This is a genomic window from Streptomyces sp. H51, from assembly GCF_035656535.1.
Taxonomy (GTDB): Bacteria; Actinomycetota; Actinomycetes; order Streptomycetales; family Streptomycetaceae; genus Streptomyces.
In genome coordinates this window covers 86,772-104,485 of the sequence record NZ_JAYMHD010000038.1, presented here as the reverse complement: position 1 = coordinate 104,485, position 17,714 = coordinate 86,772, and the positions used below count along the sequence as shown (strand labels likewise).

Genomic DNA, 17,714 nt, shown 5'->3' with positions numbered 1-17,714 from the left:
ATCACTCCTTCTCCCGGGCCTGCCCGCGCCGCCACGGCCGCCGGGGTCCCCGTTCCGGCCCGGGCTCCGGCTCCGGTCCCGGATCCGGCTCCTCGGCGCGCACCAGGTCGCGCAGCGCCTCGTAGGTCTCCGCCTCCTCCCACAGCCCCCGTCGGTAGAGCCGCAGGATCCGCAGACCGGCCCGGCGCGGCTCTCCGGGTGCCCGGCACAGCGCGTGCAGCGCGGTACGGGGGGCTCGGGCGAGCAGGTCCTGTTCCGCACCCGGTGCTCCGTCGGCGAGGGAGGCGAGGAAGGCGCAGGCCCGGGCGTCCAGGACCTCGGTCCGCGACTCGGGGGCGGCCTCCAGGGCGGCGAGCAGGCCCGCCAGGACGGCACGCCGGTAGGGCTCGGGCAGCGGCCCGAGCGCGGCCCGCACGTCACCCAGCGGTGCCCTCAAGGTCGTGAGACGGCGTTCGGCCGCGTCCCGTACCCGCTCGGGCGGGACACCCGCCGCCTGCGGCCGCAGCTCCGCCACCGCCCGTACGAAGCCCGCGAGGCCGGAGTCCGGCAAGTCCCTCCTGGCGGAGTCCGCCGAGTCCTTCCCGGTCGGTTTCCCTGCCGGCTCCCCGGCCGTGCCGACCGGTGCGAGCAGTGCGCACGCGGCCCGCAGCCGCCGTACGCCCGCCCGGGCGCCCTGGTCCGGAGCCGCGTCCCACAGGTCGGCGACGGCGTCCACCACGTCCAGCCGCCCGCTGCCCCACGCGCGCGCGAGGAAGCGCGCCGTCGCGCACGGCTCCGCGGCTGCGTCCACCCGCGGCCCGTCGAGATCGAACACCGGGGCCGGCGCCCGCCCCGCCGTTTCCGGCCGCGTGCCGGTCAGATGGCGGTGGTCGTCCTCCGGGCGCGCCGTGTACGTCGTGAACGTCAGCCGGGCGGTCAGGCCCGCCGGGAGGGTGTAGGAGACCGCGGCGATCCAGTCGACGACGCGTTCCGGATCCGCGGAGACCAGGCTCGCGCCCGCGCCCTCGCCGGCCAGCGCCCGCAGGGCCGCGGTGAGCAGCCGCTCCAGGAGGCGGACCCCCGTCTCGCCGGTGGCGTCCAGCAGCCGCCGGACGCGGTCGGGTCCGACGGCGTTCCCGGGCAGGAGTTCGGCGAGGTCGGGCAGGGCCCGGCCGTCGTCGGGCGCCGGGGACGGCGCCCACTGCGGGGTGTCCCACAGCTCGACGGGGCGCAGGCCCGCCAGTTCCGCCGGGGCGGCGCAGAGGGCGTGGCAGAAGTGGTTGCCGAGGCGTCCGGTGTAGTCCCGGCCGGTGAAGCGGGTGCGGGTCAGGACGGCCGTGTCGTCGTCGGGGCGGTCGTAGGCGAACGCCACCGGATGGTCGGCGGGCCGGACGGCGCCCGGCGGGGGCGTGTACCCGGTCAGGGGGCCAAGGACGGCGAGCGCGGGGCGGGCCGCCGGGGAGACGGCGGTGAAGCGGAAACCGCCGTGGCGGCCTGTGGCCGACGGCGGGGCGGAGGTGTGGTGAGCCTGTCCGGCCAAGCCGGTCACCCCCGTCCCCGGTCGAGGGCGCCGAAGCGGTGCAGCAGCCACATCAGCGGGTCCTCCACGCGGTGCGGCCGGACGACGCCGCCGTGGCCGAGGCCGCCGCCGCGCTGCGGCGCGGTGCCCAGCATGGAGAGCGCGAACAGTTGGTAGTCGGTGCAGAACCGGCGCAGCCGCGCGTCGAGTTGGTGTTCCTGCCAGCGGCTGAGCAGGGCCTGGAGTTCGGTGTGGACGGCGGCGCGGTCGTCGGCGTCGAAGACGGGGCCCGGGCGGCGGGTGCGGTGCAGGGCGGAGTTGTCCGGCAGGTGGGGCCAGAGCAGGTCGGCCTTGGTGAGGGCGACGGCGACCGGAACGGTCACCTTCCCGCTGCCGCCCAGGTGGCCGAGCACCCGGGCCAGTACCTCGCCCGACCGGTCCGGCACCCCCTGCCCGCCGTGCGGCGGGGCACCGGGCAGGTCCTGCGGGTCGACGAGGACGACGACGGCGTCGGCCGCGGTGAGGTAGCGCAGTCGGGTCTCCATGCGGTCCCGTGAGGTGAAGTGCTCGCCCGCGGTGTCCAGGAACACCAGGGTCAGCACGTGGTCGCGGACGCGTCCGAAGCGGCCCCGCCGGGTGCGGCCGAGGCGGTGCACCAGGGGCCGGCCGCCGTCGTGCTCGGCGGTCTTGGGGACGGTGCGCCGCTGCTCGTACAGGTGCCGCTCGTAGCGTTCGTGGTAGTCGGCCATGGTGTCGTCGTCGCAGGGCAGCAGGGCCGCGTCGAGTTCGGCGCCGAGGCGGTGCAGCAACTCGTGCACGAGGACGGCGATGTAGGTGCTCTTGCCCGAGCCGACGGGGCCCGCGAGCGCGACCAGTTTCCCGGGGGTGCGCAGATAGCCCTCCGGCAGCCGGCCCCCGCAGGCCGTGCAGCGCAGCCGGGTGGCGGTCCGGCCGCAGGTGCGGCACACCGCGGAACCGGCCCGGGGGTCGGCGGACGCCAGGCCCCGGTCCTCGGCGCAGGCGGCGGTACCGCTGACGCAGACGTAACCGATCTGCGCCCTGGTGACGTTCCGGAAGCAGTGCGGGCACACCCAGGTGCGCCGGCGCGTCGGTCTCATGTCCCCTGCCCCCTAGGTGATCCGGAGCGTGTGGTGCGGCGGGTCCCGCAGGACGAGGCCCTCGCCGGCGGCGAAGCAGCGCAGCCAGCCGCCCGGGCCGCGGGGCAGCCGCGCCGACAGCCGCACCTCCCGCCCCGGGCCGAGTTCCGCCCCGGCCAGGTCCGCGAGGACGTCCCCGTCTGCGGGCTCCAGCGGCCAGAGCGGGCCGTGCGAGCGGACCAGCAGCAGCCGCTCGGCCCGTACCGGGGCGGACGCGGTGAACACGGCGGTGACCGTGCGCCGTCCGGGCATGCCGTGCCGCCGGAGCCGGTAACCGGCGTCGGTGCGGGCGGGCAGCGCCGCCGTGCTCGGCGGGCCGTACGTGCGCAGCCCGCCGAGCACGGCCACCGGCCGGACCTCGACCTCCACCCCGGCGCCGTCCGCGACGGGCAGCCGTAGGCCCGCCTGGTGCCGGTAGGCGGCCCGGCCGACGGTGCGCCGCCGCTCGTCCCGCCCGCCGGGGGTCCGCCAGACGACCTCCACCTCGTCGCCGGCGTCGGGCGGCCAGTCGAGGACGACGGCCACGCCCGGGCCGCCGTGCCGGGTGAGGGTGAGGGCGCCGAGCGGCCGCACGGCGACGACCGCGTGCGCTCCGGTGACGGCGCGTTCCCCGGCGACGGTGACCGCCTGCACCACCGTGGGCCGGCCCGGCGGCGGGAACCGCAGCCCCTCCGGGGCGTGCTCGGCCGTGATGGGCCGCCCGGGCAGCTCGGCGGTGCGCAGCCGGGTGCCGGGCGGCCACGGGGGTGTGTCGCCGAGGCCGTACAGGCGCACCTCACCGCCGGCCGGCGGGTCGAAGCAGGCCAGGAGACCGCCCTCCACGCGGCGGACGGCCAGGTCGGTGACCGGCTCGGGCGGACCGAGGGGGGTGGCGGTGAGCGAGACGCCGCCGGTGCGCACGGGCCGCCCGTCGTCGGGGTGGTAGACGACGCGGACGCGGTAGCGGTACGTCGTGTCGTTGGTGAGTCCGCCGTCCGTGAAGCCGTCGCGGCGGGCCGCGACCCGTACCGGCTCGCCGTCCGGCCCGACGCGGACCACCTCGACGGACCCGGCCTGCGCCGGACAGGTCCAGGCGGCGGTGATCGCGCGGTCCTCGGGGCGCAGTCGCACGCCGCTGACGTCGGGCCAGTACGTGACGGGGCCGCACACCGCGAGCGGCGAGGGCGCGCTGTCGGGTTCGGCGGCCCGGCGCACGGCGACCGCGTAGTACAGCGGGACGCAGGCGGGGGCCGAACGGTCCGCGAACGAGGTGGCCCGCGGCGACGGCAGCGGCAGCCCGGTCCCGTCGGCCGGGTCGTGCGGCGGGCGGCCTTCGGTGCGCCGCAGTTCGTACTCGGGCTCGCCCGCCGTGGACGGGCTGGGCCGCCAGGTCAGGGTGACGCCCGTGGAGTGGGTCGTGGCGGTCAGGCCGGAGACCGGGCGGACCGTGAGGGCGCGGCGCACGGCGTCGGCGCCCGGCACGTCGCGGGCGACGGCCTCCGCCTGTTCCAGCAGGCCCCAGGCCAGGTCGGCGTCCCGGGCCGGCAGCCCCCGGGCCCGGTCGACCAGGGCGCGGGCCTCGGCGAGCCGGTCGCGCACGTGGGCGACCAGGGCGCGGGCGTCCTCGGGCAGCGCGTCGGCGGGCAGTCGGTCGGCGACGGCCGTCGCCTCCGCGAGCCGTCCGTCCGCCGCCAGCCGCGCCAGCCGTGCCTGAAGCGGGTTCCCGGCCTCCTCGTGCAGCACCGCGAACACCAGCCGCCGGGCGTCCGGTACGGCGATCGACAGCTCCCCGGTCGCGTGCGCGAGCAGGGTGGCCGGGGTGGCGCGTGCGGCGAGCCTCTCCCGCAGCACCACGGCCACCTCGTACAGCCGCAGCCGCGCGAGGCCCTCGGCGCCCTGGTCGGCCAGCACCCGGCGTACGGCGGCGGCCACGGCCTGGGCGGCCGTGTGCGCGGCACTGTGCGGCAGCCGGCTCCAGCGGCGGGCCGCCGTCTCCACGGCCGCGGCCTCGACCGGCGGCGCGTCGAAGAGGCGTACGGGCTGCGGGGTGCGGCCCCCCGGGGTGCCGGTGGTGAGGAAGTCGTCCAGGTGGCGCAGCCTCAGCACCTCCAGGTGGCGGCCGCAGCGGGCACAGGCGGGGTGGGGCACCTCCCTGGGCAGCGGGTCCGGTTCGGCGACGCGCAGCCCGAGGCCGGGCAGCAGGTCCCGTGCCTGTGCCTCGCCGACCCGGTGTGCCGCTGCGGCTTCCGCGAGGGTGACCCCGGTGAGCAGGCCGAGCCCGGCCGCGGCCTCCCGCAGCGTCGCCCGCAGCGCCTCCTGCCCGGCCCCGGCCTGCCGTTCGTGCTCGGCCACGGCCGCCCGCAGCGGGCCCAGGTCACCGCCTGCCGCGGCCTCGAACAGCGGCCCGTGGACCAGGTGCCCGGCTTCGAGCTCCTCGATCACCGGGCGGTACTTGAGGCGGGCGCGGTTGCGGCGCCAGCAGGCGCGGACCGCGGCGACCGTCTCGGTGACGGCCGGCCCGTCCAGGCGCCCCGGCAACTGGTAGCGGGTGCGCAGGTCGTCGGTCACCGGCAGTCCGGCGTCGAGCACGTCGCGCCGGTAGCGCCGCTCGTCGAACGCCACGGCGTGCCTCCCCCGTCCTTCCCGGTCCTTCCCGGTCCTTTTCGCGCCGATTTCGCGCCGTTTTCGCGTCAGCTGAAGCGCTGGCGGCTCAGGGCGTCCCGCGCGGTGGCGACCGCGTCCGGTGTCATGCCTCCGATCTGCACGGTCAGTTCGAGCTTCTCGCCGGTCTCCTTCTCCACGGCGACGACGCCGAGGAGCCCGGAGGAGTCCAGCGTGTAGACGCACTGGATGGGCCAGTTCTCGGGTTTGCCCGGCGGAATGGCGAGGTTGCCCTCGGCGACACAGGTGTTGTGTGCCAGCTCCTCCGACTCCTCCACGCCCGCCTGCTCCATCACCCGGACGCGCACGCCGCGCTGCCCGGCGTGCGTGGTGTAGAACTCGTCGGTCACCGACACGGGCAGCGGGTCGTTGGCGTGCACCAGGTGAAAGACGTAGTGCCGGTCCGTGCCCCGGTCCACGAGCTGGATGCCGTAGCCGCGCGAGGCCACGGTGGAGATCTGGTACGGGCGGTGCGGCAGCCCCGTCTCCGGCACGTCCGGCATCCGCTCCGCGGGGAGTTCACCGCTGGAGACGATGTACGCGGCCCGGTCCAGGGCGTAGATCGCGGCGCCGCGGGCGACCGCGAGGTCCGGGTTGTGCAGCCTGGGTTCGAAGCCGAACTGGGTGCGCAGGGCCTCGGCCACCGCGGGCATCTTGGTGGCGCCGCCGACCAGCAGCACCTCCTCGAAGTGCGACACACCGCGCTCGGCGGCCAGTTCGACCGTGCGGCGGGTGATGTCGACGGTGCGGTCGAGCAGGTCGGCGGTGAGTTCCCGGAGTTTCTCCCGGGTCAGCTCCACCGCTTCGACCTTGCCCTGGTGCATGACGCGGACGGTGTAGCGCTCCCGGAAGGAGAGCGACTTCTTCGCCTCCTCGGCGTCCTTGCGCAGCTGCGTCTCGGACTGGGGGTCGGACAGCGGGTCGTCGACGTCCGGGAAGCGCTCACGGAACCGCTCCACCAGGTGCATCACGATGCGGTCGTCGAAGTCGCTGCCGCCCAGTTCCTTCGCGCCGTCCGTGCACAGCACCGTCAGTTCGCGCCCGCGCAGGGTGAGCACGGTGGTGTCGAAGGTGCCGCCGCCCAGGTCGTACACGAGGACGGCCCGGTCCTCGCGCGCCTCGTCCCCTTCCAGGGCCCCGTAGTCGAGCGCGGCCGCGATGGGCTCGGCGACCACGTCGAGGACGCGCAGGCCGGCGATCTCACCCGCCTTGCGGGTGGCGTCCCGCTCCGCCAGCCCGAAGTAGGCGGGCACGGTGATCACCACGTCGCGCACCTCCTCGCCGCCGGCGGCTCTGGCGTCCTCGACGAGTTTGCGCAGGATGCGGGCGGAGATCTCCTCGGGGGTGTAGGTGCGGCCGTGGAACTCGCGCGGCACCACGTCGCCCATGTCCCGCTTGATGAGCTGCACGACGTGCTCGGGGTCGAGGACGGTGGCGTCCTTGGCGCTCTGCCCCACCACCACGCTGTCGGCGCTCTCGAAGTAGACGACGGACGGTGTGGTGTCCGTCCCCTCCAGGTTGCGCAGCACGGTGGGTCTGCCCACGTCGTCGATGCGTGCGACGCACGAGTAGGTGGTCCCCAGGTCGATGCCGTATACGGCCACACGGTCTCCCGCCACCGGGACGGCCGCGTGTCACGCCCCGCCCCGTCCGTCGTTCCGCCAGTCGTTGTTGTGAGCGTTGTAAGCGGTGCCCGTCGAGCTCACCGGAGCCGGAGACGTTCACGGGGCGTCCGGTTCCCACCGGGAGACCACGACGTCGGCCTTGCGTACGACCCGCTCCCCCTGCACGAACCCGGCCGCCACGACGCGCGCCACCGTCCGGTCCGCCTCCGGCCCATCGGCGGCGGCCCGGCCCACCGGACGCTGCAACGCCATGTCGAACGCGTCGCCGGGCCGGGGGACGTAACGCTCCACGCCGGTCCTGGCCACGGTGTCCGCCGCCTCGTCGGCCAGCGCGGTCAACAGGGTCCGCAGTTCGTCGACTTCGAGCGGGCCGGTGACGTTCTCGGCCTGGCGCAGGATCTGGTCGTGGAGCCGGATCAGCGAGTGGCGCACGAGGTCGAGCGCCAAGTCGATCTCGCCCCGGCGCAGCCGCTCGACCTCGTCGTGCAGCCTGGTGACGATCTCCTCACGGCGCTCGGCGAGCTGCTGCTGACGAGCGAGCGCCGCGGTCAAGTCGCTTGCCAGCGAACAGGTTTCGACGCATTCCGGCACATCGCCCACAGTAGACCAAGGGCGCACGGCGCGTCACCCGGGGCCGGCCTTCAGCCACCGAAGTTGATGGAACCGTGGACATCCCGTGCCTGCACGACAGTGCCCTGCGTGCCTCCAGAGATCTCGTTGTGCACATCGCCCGCGCCGGTGCCTACGCCCTCCAGTGCCTCGGCTTCCCGGCGCCAGGCCGCGAGCGCCTCGGCGAAGGCGGGGTCCTGCCGGGCACGCAGAGCCAGTGCGTCCGCCAGTTCCGCGGCACGGTCCGCGCTGCCGGGCGCCTCGGCGAGGGCCGTCAACTCGCTCTCGTCGTAGGGCTCTCCGTGCGCCGGCCGCCGTCTGACCAGGTTTCGCAAGGTTGTCCAGATCTGCTCCCCCGCCGCACCCGCCGTGCCCCCGGCGAGGGCCATCAGCAGTTCAGGCGCAATCGGATCCATGACGTCCTCCACCATCTCCGACGCGAGTCGTGGGTCGAGCGTAGAGCACGGCGCCGGGGTTCGTAGGGCGGGCCGCCTCGGAGCGGCGGGGCCGACAGCCGTACCGCACCGAAGTCACCCGGTGGGCACGCGCACCGTCTCCACCCAGGGTGGCGGCTGCGGGGCGTCCGGGCCTATCAGGGCGGCGACGAGGCGGCAGGAGGGGGTCTCGCCCGGCCAGGGGGTGAGGCCGTCGGTGAGGACCACGACGATGCTCGGACGGTCCCGGGCCGCGAGCGCCGCGTCGATCCCCACCCGCATGTCGGTGCCGCCGCCCCCGCCGAGGGTGATCTGCTCGGTGGCCGTCACCCGGGAGACGGCGTGCACGTCGGCGTCGCAGGCGAGGACGGTGACGCGGTTGCCGCGGACGCCGACCTCGCGCAGGACGCCGGTGACTTCGGCGAGGGCCGCGGCGAGTTCCGCCTCGCCCATGGAGCCGGAGGTGTCGACGACCACGGCCACCCGGGGCAGTGGGCGGCGCAGGCTCGGCAGGACGACGCCGCGCAGTGCCGGAGTACGGCGTGACGGGCGGCGGTAGGTGTAGTCGACGGCTCCGCCGGCCCACGCGGCGGCCTCCCGTACCGCGCCGGACAGCGCCTGCCGCCAGTCCACCGTGGGCTCCAGGACCTCCTCGGCCCAGCGCCGCCAGCCCGCGGGCAGCGTGCCGCGGCCGCGCTGGTGGGCGCGCATCGCCTCGGCGGTCTGCCGGCGCAGCGCCTGGGCCTCGACCTCGCCGAGCGGCGCGGGGCCGGCGGCTCCCCCGAGTTCCCAGGGGCCGGGCCGGCCGTGGGCCCCGGAGCCGCAGTCGTGCCGGCGTACGTGGGGCGGCAGTTGCCCCAGGTAGGTCTCGAAGATCTGGCCGTCGGGCAGGCCGAAGAGGCGGGGTTCGACGCGTCCGTCGGGCAGGCGCAGGCCGTCCGCGAGGAGGTCGTCGTTGATCTCGCAGTCCTGTGCCACGTTGACGCGGTACCGGTCGCGCTGGTCGGCGGCGGGGAGCCGGTCGGCGCGGCCGTGGTGGTCGCGCAGCAGGTGCGCCGCCTCGTGCACCCAGACGCCCGCGAGTTCCTCCACGGGTGTCGCGTCGACGAAGCCGGGCGACACGTAGCAGCGCCAGTGCCGGTCCACGGCCATGGTCGGCACGTCGGGGCTGGGCACGACGCTCAGGGCGTACAGGGCCGACGCCAGGTAGGGCCGGTCGCTCGCCGCGCGGTAGCGGGCGGCGAGCAGTTTCGTCATGTTCACGGGTCCGCGGGACGCGGTCATGCCGGTGCGCCTCACCGGCCGCCGGGCAGGGCCCCGGACATCTGCAGCAGTTCCAGGAAGCCGTCGATGCCGGGTGGCACCGGCCAGTCGAGTTCGCGCATCGCCGCGAGGTCGGTGGCGGCCCGCGCGGCGACGTCCGGCACCCCCGCGTCCACCGCCTTGGCCAGCACCGCCCAGCCGGCCTCCCAGCGGGGCCGGCTGGGTTCGCTCTGGATGGCGGCGACCACCGCGATGAGGAAGGCCAGTTGCCGGTCGCCGCGGTCGGGCAGGGCGAACGCGTCGGGATCGGCGAGGACCCGTTCCGGGTCGGGCAGGTCGAGGTGGTCCAGGTACGACAGCAGTTCGATGCCCGCGCCGTCCCCGACGGCGCCGGTGAGCGCGGCGGCCAGCGCCTCGCGGCCGGCGCCGGTCGCGTACCCGGTCGCGAGCAGCCGCAGCGCCATGTCCCAGGTCCGCGGGGACGGCCACGACCGGCCCCGGCTCTCCGCGTCGGCGGGTATGTGGTGGACCAGGCCCGGCCGGGCGGTGAGGAAGCCGGAGACGGCGCCGCGGGCCCGCGCCACGGCACCGGGCACCTTGGCCGGATCGACCGCGGGGACGGCCGCCTCCGGCCAGGTCCCCGCCATGCCGCGCGCGACGGTACGGGGGTCGTGGGTCCAGTCGAGGTGGACGAAGCGGTTGGCGAGCGGGGGGCTCAGGTGCCAGCCGTCCGCCGCGCTGGAGGGCGGGTTGGCGGCGGCGACGACGCGCACCGCGTCGGGCAGCACGAGGCTGCCGACCCTGCGTTCCAGGACGACCCGCAGCAGCGCCGCCTGTACGGCCGGGGGCGCGGAGGAGAGTTCGTCGAAGAAGAGCAGGCCCTGTCCGGCGCGGCTGAGCCGGACCGCCCAGTCGGGCGGGGCCATCGGTACGCCGGTCACGGCCGGGTCGTCGCCGACGATCGGCAGTCCGGCGAAGTCCGACGGCTCGTGCACACTGGCGATGACCGTCTCCAGCGCGAGCCCGAGTCCGGCGGCCAGTTGCTCCAGGCCGGCCGACTTGCCGATGCCGGGTTCGCCCCACAGCAGCACCGGCTGATTGGCCGTCACCGCCAGTGCCAGTGCTTCCAGTTGGGGGTCGGCGGCGGGTTCGGTGCGGTGGGTGCGCAGCCTGCGGACGAGGTCGTCCGCGGCGGCCAGCGGCCCCGGCCGGGTGCGCGGGGTGGGGATGGTGCTCACAGGTCCTCGTCCTCGCCGTCGTCCTGGTGCTCCTGCTCCCGCTCCTTCTCGTCCAGCCACTCGTCCACCCAGTCGGAGCCGATGTCCGGGTGCTCCTCCTCCACGCGCTTGCGCAGGAAGGCGAGGTCGTGGCGTTTGTACCGGCGGACGATCTGGGCCAGCGAGAGCTCCGAGTTGTCGACCACGTCGATACGGGCGCCGGCGGCGAGCAACGCCTCCACGAGGGCCCTGGAACCCCCGTCGTTGACCGCCACGTACAGCGGGGTGCGGTACCGGTGGTCCAGGGCTTCGAGGTCGAGGCCCTCCGCGAGCAGCCGGGGCAGGAGCGCCTCGTGGTCGAGCAGGTGCAGCACATGGAGCAGCGTGCGCCGGGCCGCGTCGCGCACCCGGGGATCCACGCCCGCGTCCAGGAGTTCGAGCACGCCGTCGGTGTCGCCGTGCTGGGCGCGCAGGAACAGGTCCTGCCGCTGGGCGCGCAGCGCCTTCGGCAGTCGGCCGCTGCCCGAGGTCCAGGTCTGCTGGACGGCGAAGCATCCGGAGACGGCGCCGCCGAAGGCGCGCAGGGCCTGTTCGCGTCGCTGTTCCTCGTCGTCGTGCGGCATGTGGAGCAGACGCCCCGGGCGGAAGGCCACCTCGTGCCATTCGCCGCGGCACCTGACCCGGACGGGGGCGGGCGCGGCGGGACCGGGCGGGCCGACGGGGCCGACGGCGGGCGCGAGTGCGGGGAACAGCGCCTCGCGGACCAGCGGGTGCAGGTGGTCCGGCTCGACTCCGCCGACGCGCATCAGGTCGAGGTCGGGCAGTCTGCGCCAGCCGGCCTCGGCCAGGAAGGGCAGGTCGTCGGTATCGTTCCGGCCGACGGCGCTGATGCGCAGCCCGGCGGGAGCCGATGGCGCCGGCTCCAGCAGGAGGTTCGTCCGCCAGTCGACGCCGATGAGGAAGCGGTCTCCGAATCCGTCGTCCGCCAGGCGGCGGATCTCCGGCTCCAGGCGGGTGTGGTCGAGGGGGAGCCTGCCGACGACCTGTTCCGGGTCGACCCGGTACCAGCCGGGGCCGGCCGGGGGTGTCAGGTCGAGTTCGATGCCGACGGCGTCGAAGGCCGCCCTGACGTCGCCCTTCTGGTGCAGGAGGGTGACCCACTCGGACCGTGCCGCCGGGTCGTCCTGGCCGGGATCGGCGGTGGGCAGCTCGTCCGTACCGCGCGGCGTGCCGTCGGGACGGAAGAACGGCGGGCGGTCGGAGCCGCCGCCGGACCGTTCGAGCAGTCCGGCGGTGTGCCGCGCGTCCCACAGGTGGCGGGCGTGACGCCAGTCCTCGACGGTCCCCTCGAAGACGCCGGCGGTCTTCTCGGCCGTGACCGTCCCGAACCGCAGGGTGAGCCGCTGCGGGCCTTCGAGCATCGCGGGCGTGGTGAGGTGGAGGTACGGCGTGGAGCGTCGGCGTTCACCCGCCCGCACCGGGCGGTAGCGGGCGAGGACGACGGTGCGGCTGGTGGCCGACGTGGTCCGGCCGCCCAGCGCCCTGGGCAGGTGCCAGCGCACCAGGTCCGGCACCAGGTGGCGCAGGTCGTCCTCCAGGGCCGCGGCGACGTCGTGGCCGCAGTGCTCGGCGACCTCGGGCAGGTCGACGGCGACGTCCACGCCGGCCGCCGCGCACGCCCCGCGCCAGTCCCCGGCCGCGCGGCGCCCGGTCGCCCGCTCGATCATGCTCCGGGGCACCGCGTAACGGCGGATCCGCCGCCGGCTCGCCGCCTCCTCCGGTGGGAAGCAGGGAAGTTCGGAGCGGGGACTCACCGGTAGACACTTCCTATCGCGCGCAGGTCCGGGTGGGCCCCGGCCGCGGGCCGCAGGCGCCGGGTGAAGGATCGCTTGACCTTGCGGGGCAGGCCCGGTCCGAGACCGACGTACTCCAGCGGTGAGTCGTCCGGTACGGCTGCCAGCAGGGACTTCGCGCCCCGTCCGGTGAGCCCGGTGTGGCAGAGTTCCAGCCGGCGCAGCGGGCTGCCCGGCAGCGCGGCGGCCAGCGCGTGGGCGCCTTCGTCCCCGGTGGCGTTGGCGGGGGCGCCGAGGCTGCGTTCGGACCTCGGCCGGCCGAGGTCGAGCGCCTCGATCCCGGCCAGGGCGTCGGCGAGGGCGCGGGCCCCGGCGGGGCCGATGCCGTTGCCGCCCAGCGCCAGGCGTACGGGGCGGCGGGCGTCGGCCGCGGCCGCGAGGACGGCGGCGCCTTCGTCGCCGAGGTGGTTGGCGGGCAGGTACAGCTCGCGCACGCCGGCGTCCCGGATCAGCGCCGCGAGCAGGCCGGCGCTGTCGGCGGTCAGGCCGTTCCCGCCGAGGAAGAGGCGTTCCACCGGGCGCGGACGGCCGGTGAGGGCGTCGAGCAGGACACGCAGCCCCTCGGCGGTCAGGCCGCTGTTGACGAGGTCGAGGGTGCGCAGCGCGGTGTTGCGGCGCAGCATCGCGGCGAGGGCGGAGGCGCCGTCGTCACCCACCGGGTTGCGCTTGAGCCACAGGGCGCGGACGGTGTCGTCGTCCGCCAGCGCGGCGGCGAGCGCGGTGACGCCTTCCGGACCGATGCGGTTGCAGCCCAGGTACAGGGTGTGCAGGCGGTGGCCGTCGACGAGCGCGCCGGCGACCGTGGACGCCCCTTCGTTCCCGATGGCGTTGGTGCCGAGCAGGACGTGCGCGGCGTGCGGCGAGGAGGCGGCGACCGGCATCAGGCGGGCGGCGCCGGCCGCTCCCAGTCCCTGCTTGCACAGGTCGACCCGCCCGTCCGCGCGCACGGTGCCGACCGGGAAGGTCTCGTCGGCGGTGACCGGTCGCGCCGACCCCAGCCGGGTCAGCAGCGGGTCCAGCCGGGACGGATCGACGATCGGGATGTCCGGATGTTCGATCGCCGGGCAGCGTACGGGCGTCGGCTGCGTCATCACCACTCCACCGGTTCCTCGCCGGTGCCCGGCTCGCCGAGGGCGGCATCGCCCTCCGCCCGCCCAGGACGGACCGACGCCAATCGACTTTCCTCCACGACAAGGGCGGCAAGGCTGGTCGGATTCGAACCGACGTCCTCCAGCTCGATGCTAGGGCGCGACGACCTCTGCGCTACAGCCTTGCCGCGGATGATCATAGCCTGATCCGCTTCTGCGCTGATCGGCTTTCGCCCAACACCCCGGCCCTCGGCGGCGGTTCGGGAGCCGAGCCGCCGAGCGGGCTTCAGGAAGTGAACGCGGGCAAGCCACTTGACACCCCGTCAGGCCCGCTGGCTTCATGTGTTGCGGTGTGAGTGAGCCGGGCAAGCCCCCACGCCGCGTACTGGTTTCCCCTCGAAGGACGGGCACGACAGGCCGTCTCGGCCCCAGAACCCCTCATTTCACTTCCGGAAGACGCCGGCATCGGCGGCAGCAGATGGGAGCGCTCCCAGGCTCTCCGAGTTCGTCCCCCCACCGTCCGGGTGCCGCAGCAGCCACCCGGCGAGCGAAAGGATCCCCATGACCGGATCACGCTTGAAACGGCGCCACGGGACCGCGATTGTCGCGTCAGTCGTGGCTGCCCTGTTCCTGGTCGCCCTCTCCCTGGCAGGCGCTCCGCACGCGTCCGCGAGCACCACCCTCTGCGGCAAGACCGACAGCGTGAAGGTCTCGGGCGGCAAGTACGTCGTCCAGAACAACGAGTGGGGTGACTCGATCCCCCAGTGCATCGACGTGTCGGACAACGGCTTCAAGGTCACCACCGGCTGGCACGACGTGAGCACCAGCGGCGCGCCGGCCGCGTATCCGTCGATCTACGCCGGCTGCCACTACGGCAACTGCTCCAGCGGCAACGGCCTGCCGCTGCAGGTGTCGGCCTTCGGCAACCCGCAGTCCAGCGTCGACTTCTCCACCGCCGACGGGCAGTGGGACGCCGCGTACGACATCTGGTTCGACACCAGCCCCAACCCGTCGGGCCAGAACAACGGCGAAGAGATGATGATCTGGGCCAACCACTCCGGGTCGCCCACGCCGTTCGGCACCAAGGTCGGGACGGCCTGGATCGACGGTGCCAACTGGGATGTCTGGTACGGCCGTCAGAACAACGGGATCGCCTGGAACACCGTCTCCTACGTCCGCCAGCAGCCCACCAATGCCCTCACGGTGAACATCAAGGACTTCACCGACGACTCGGCCGGCCGCGGCTACCTGTCGCCGTCCTGGTACATGACCAGCGTGCAGTTCGGCTTCGAGCCCTGGGTCGGCGGCCCCGGTCTGGCCGTGAACTCCTTCTCCTACGACTCCAACGGCTCCGGTGGCGGTGGCGGTACGTCCGGCACCGTCGTCGGACAGCAGAGCGGTCGCTGCCTTGACCTGAAGGACTGGGGCACCGCCGACGGCACCCCGGTCCAGCTGTGGGACTGCGGAACCGGCTGGAACCAGAAGTGGACGCGGAGCGGCGGCACCCTCGTCAACCCGCAGACCGGCAAGTGCCTGGACGTGGCCTCCGGTTCCACGGCCAACGGCACCAAGGTGCAGCTCTGGTCGTGCAACGGCACCGGCGCCCAGCAGTGGCAGTTCAACGCGGGCGGCACTGTCACGAACCCCCAGTCGGGGAAGTGCCTGGACGCCGCCGGTTCCGGCAACGGCGCGACCCTGCAGATCTGGGACTGCTACGGCGGCGGCGGCACGCAGCCCAACCAGGTCTGGACACTGAGGTAGCGCACCGCCGGTGCCCCTCTCAGGCGGGGGCGACCGGCAGGACGTCGGGCGACAGCGCGCCGGCGCGTGCTGTCGCCGCGGTCATGCGGCGGCGGTGGTGGCGGCGGCACAGGACCTCGTAGCCGACCGCGTCCGACCGGTTGACGTCGCCGACGACCACCTGGGCGCCCTCGACGACCATCTCGCCGCCCACCGTACGGGCGTTGTGCGTGGCGCGGGCGCCGCACCAGCACAGCGCCTCGACCTGGAGGACCTCGATGCGGTCGGCGAGTTCGACCAGCCGCTGCGAGCCGGGGAACAGCTTGGTGCGGAAGTCGGTGGTGATGCCGAAGGCGTAGACGTCGAGGCCGAGGTCGTCGACCACGCGCGCGAGCTGGTCGATCTGCTCGGGCGCCAGGAACTGCGCCTCGTCGGCGATGACGTAGTCCGCGCGGGCGCCCTGCGAGAGGTGGTCGACGAGGTAGGCGTACAGGTCGGTGCCGTCCTCGACCTCCACCGCGTCGGTCACCAGGCCGAGGCGTGAGGACAGCTTGCCCTCGCCCGCGCGGTCGTTGCGGGTGAAGATCATGCCCGCGAGGCCGCGCGCCGAGCGGTTGTGCTCGATCTGCAGAGCCAGCGTCGACTTCCCGCAGTCCATCGTTCCGGAGAAGAACACCAGCTCGGGCATGGGGAGTCGACGCCTTTCGGTGACGTGGGGTGCGAGGGGCGTGTGCGGCGGCTCAGGAGCGTACTTCGAGCAGCGGGACCAGTTGCTCGGCGGGGGTCATCGAGCCGTGGTTGCCGACCATCGCCGACTCCTTCGGCTCCCGTTCGGAGGCGATGATCAGCACGTCGTCGCGGGCCGCGGCGACCACGTCGCCGATGCGCGCGTACACCCGTTCCTCGACGGTCGGGCCGAACCAGCCCGCCGCGATCGCCTCGTCCCGGGAGGCCACCCAGAACTGCTCGCCGAGCACCTCGCGCCAGCAGGTCAGCACGTCGGCGGCGGCACCCGGCACCGCGTAGACGTGCCGGGCGCGGCCCTCGCCGCCCAGCAGGGCGACACCGGCGCGCAGTTCCCAGTCCGCGTCGAAGTCGATGCGGTGCTCGTCGTCGAACGGCACGTCGACCATGCCGTGGTCGGCGGTGACGTACAGCGCGGTGCGCGGCGGCAGTTGCTCGGCCAGGCGCTGGACGAGCCGGTCGACGTGCATGAGCTGGCCGCGCCAGGTGTCGGAGTCGACGCCGTAGCGGTGGCCGGCTCCGTCGAGCTCGGAGTAGTACGTGTAGACCAGGGAGCGGTCGCCGGCGGCCAGTTGCCCGGCGGCGACGTCCATGCGCTCCTCGCCGGTCAGCCGCCCGTGGAAGGCGCCGCCGCTGAGGGCGACCTTGGTGAGCGGGGTGTTCTGGAAGGCGGGCGACGACACCTGCGCGGCGTGCACCCCGGCCTGCTCGGCCAGCTGGAAGACGGTGGGGTACGGCTGCCAGACGCGCGGCGCGGTCCAGGGCTGCCAGCGCAGCTGGTTCATCAGCTCGCCGGTGGCGGGGTCGCGCACGGCGTAGCCGGGCAGGCCGTGCGCGCCGGGCGGCAGGCCGGTGCCGACGGAGGCGAGGGAGGTCGCGGTGGTCGCCGGGTAGCCGGCGGTGATCGGGCGGCCGGTGCCGCCGCGGGAACCGGCCAGCAGGGAGGTCAGGTAGGGCGCGTCCTCCGGGTGGGCCCTGAGCTGCTCCCAGCCCAGGCCGTCGATCAGGAACACGCAGTTCCGGTCGGCGGGGGCCAGTTCGGTGATCGCGGCCGTCATGCCGGGTACGCCCATGCCGGCGGCCAGCGTCGGCAGCAGGTCGGCGAGGGAGCCGCTGCCGTACTCGGGGCACGGCGCGGAGGCGACGGCCAGAGGTTCCGGGTGCTGGTCCCAGGAGGCGGGGCCGGGTGCGGCTTCCGGGGTCGGACGGGACATCAGCGGGTGACGTCCGCGGTGGCCTCGGACAGCGCCTGCGCGAAGGCGAGGGCCTGGCGGACGGTCTCGGGGCCGTCGCCCGCCTCGCTGACCCGGAGGCTGAGGTCGTCCGCCGTGGAGTTGCCGGTGTAGCCGTGGTCGGCCTCGCAGTCGGGGTCGCCGCAGGCGGCCGGCTCCAGGTCGATGCGGGAGACGGCGCCCCAGCCGATGGTCAGGACGACCTCGCGCGGCAGGGTGCCCGGCGTGTACTGCTCCGGGTTGGCGACCACGCGGCTGACCACGACGGACGAGATCCTGCCGAGCTTCACGGACTCCGTGGAGGTGGTGGCGTACGGCGTCGGCGAGGTGCTGTCGGCCGCCTGCTCGTCGGTGTGGCTGACGACGAAGCGGTTGCCGGTGAGGACGAGCACGGTCACGTGCCGCCGCACCTCGTTCTGGTCGAACGTCGTCTCCTGGTGGACCAGGTACGACCGGATGGGCTCGCCGCCCACGGCGGCCTCCACCGCCTCGGCCACGAGGGCCGGGTAGTAGCCGCTGCGCTCGATCGCCGCACGCAGCCCCTGGGTCGTCGTACTGGTCTTGGCCATGCGTCCATCCTACGGGGGCGCACTGACTGCGAGGCACCGCTCACA

Annotated in this window: 14 protein-coding genes and 1 tRNA gene; 1 reads left to right on the top strand and 14 read right to left on the bottom strand. The window is 74.8% G+C overall.

The window, feature by feature from the left end; genetic code table 11:
* Window position 1 precedes the first annotated feature (1 nt).
* From VKA29_RS11000 to VKA29_RS10950, 11 genes are all read right to left on the bottom strand, one after another.
* Complete coding sequence (locus tag VKA29_RS11000; RefSeq protein WP_324785165.1) at window positions 2–1,519, bottom strand: hypothetical protein; 1,518 nt, start codon at window positions 1,517–1,519, stop codon at window positions 2–4.
* A 5-nt stretch (window positions 1,520–1,524) separates the two neighbouring features.
* Complete coding sequence (locus tag VKA29_RS10995) at window positions 1,525–2,616, bottom strand: TRAFAC clade GTPase domain-containing protein (RefSeq protein WP_324785164.1); 1,092 nt, start codon at window positions 2,614–2,616, stop codon at window positions 1,525–1,527.
* A 12-nt stretch (window positions 2,617–2,628) separates the two neighbouring features.
* Entirely contained in the window at window positions 2,629–5,256 is a 2,628-nt protein-coding gene (locus VKA29_RS10990) for a hypothetical protein (RefSeq protein WP_324785163.1), read from the bottom strand.
* A gap of 68 nt (window positions 5,257–5,324) precedes the next feature.
* Window positions 5,325–6,899, bottom strand: a complete 1,575-nt coding sequence (locus VKA29_RS10985) for an Hsp70 family protein (protein WP_324785161.1) — start codon at window positions 6,897–6,899, stop codon at window positions 5,325–5,327.
* Window positions 6,900–7,016: 117 nt separating this feature from the next.
* Window positions 7,017–7,472 (bottom strand): nucleotide exchange factor GrpE, encoded by a 456-nt coding sequence (locus VKA29_RS10980; RefSeq protein WP_324785160.1) that lies wholly within the window; start codon window positions 7,470–7,472, stop codon window positions 7,017–7,019.
* Between the two features lie 89 nt (window positions 7,473–7,561).
* Complete coding sequence (locus VKA29_RS10975) at window positions 7,562–7,945, bottom strand: hypothetical protein (protein ID WP_324785159.1); 384 nt, start codon at window positions 7,943–7,945, stop codon at window positions 7,562–7,564.
* Window positions 7,946–8,059: 114 nt separating this feature from the next.
* Window positions 8,060–9,247: a DUF2201 family putative metallopeptidase gene (locus VKA29_RS10970; protein WP_324785158.1), complete on the bottom strand. Its 1,188-nt coding sequence runs from the start codon at window positions 9,245–9,247 to the stop codon at window positions 8,060–8,062.
* 11 nt (window positions 9,248–9,258) lie between these two features.
* A complete protein-coding gene (locus VKA29_RS10965; protein WP_324785157.1) occupies window positions 9,259–10,464 on the bottom strand; it encodes a sigma 54-interacting transcriptional regulator in 1,206 nt (401 codons plus the stop codon).
* Entirely contained in the window at window positions 10,461–12,257 is a 1,797-nt protein-coding gene (locus VKA29_RS10960) for an ankyrin repeat domain-containing protein (RefSeq protein ID WP_324785156.1), read from the bottom strand. The genes VKA29_RS10965 and VKA29_RS10960 overlap by 4 nt, the downstream gene beginning before the upstream one ends.
* Entirely contained in the window at window positions 12,254–13,387 is a 1,134-nt protein-coding gene (locus VKA29_RS10955) for a gala protein (protein ID WP_324785155.1), read from the bottom strand. The genes VKA29_RS10960 and VKA29_RS10955 overlap by 4 nt, the downstream gene beginning before the upstream one ends.
* Before the next feature lie 109 nt (window positions 13,388–13,496).
* A tRNA-Arg gene (locus VKA29_RS10950) sits at window positions 13,497–13,569 on the bottom strand.
* 430 nt (window positions 13,570–13,999) lie between these two features.
* Between VKA29_RS10950 and VKA29_RS10945 the strand changes: the two genes are divergently transcribed.
* On the top strand, window positions 14,000–15,145 hold the full coding sequence (locus tag VKA29_RS10945; protein WP_324785154.1) for a GH12 family glycosyl hydrolase domain-containing protein: 1,146 nt from the start codon (window positions 14,000–14,002) through the stop codon (window positions 15,143–15,145).
* 19 nt (window positions 15,146–15,164) lie between these two features.
* On the opposite strand, the gene VKA29_RS10940 is transcribed toward VKA29_RS10945, so the two are convergent.
* The 3 genes from VKA29_RS10940 to VKA29_RS10930 are packed head-to-tail and all read right to left on the bottom strand — an operon-like array spanning window position 15,165 to window position 17,669.
* Window positions 15,165–15,812 (bottom strand): thymidine kinase, encoded by a 648-nt coding sequence (locus tag VKA29_RS10940; protein WP_324785153.1) that lies wholly within the window; start codon window positions 15,810–15,812, stop codon window positions 15,165–15,167.
* A gap of 52 nt (window positions 15,813–15,864) precedes the next feature.
* Window positions 15,865–17,082, bottom strand: a complete 1,218-nt coding sequence (locus VKA29_RS10935; protein ID WP_324785152.1) for an alkaline phosphatase family protein — start codon at window positions 17,080–17,082, stop codon at window positions 15,865–15,867.
* Window positions 17,082–17,669, bottom strand: a complete 588-nt coding sequence (locus VKA29_RS10930; RefSeq protein ID WP_324785150.1) for a DUF5998 family protein — start codon at window positions 17,667–17,669, stop codon at window positions 17,082–17,084. Before VKA29_RS10930 ends, VKA29_RS10935 begins: the two co-directional genes overlap by 1 nt.
* Between the last annotated feature and the right edge of the window lie 45 nt (window positions 17,670–17,714).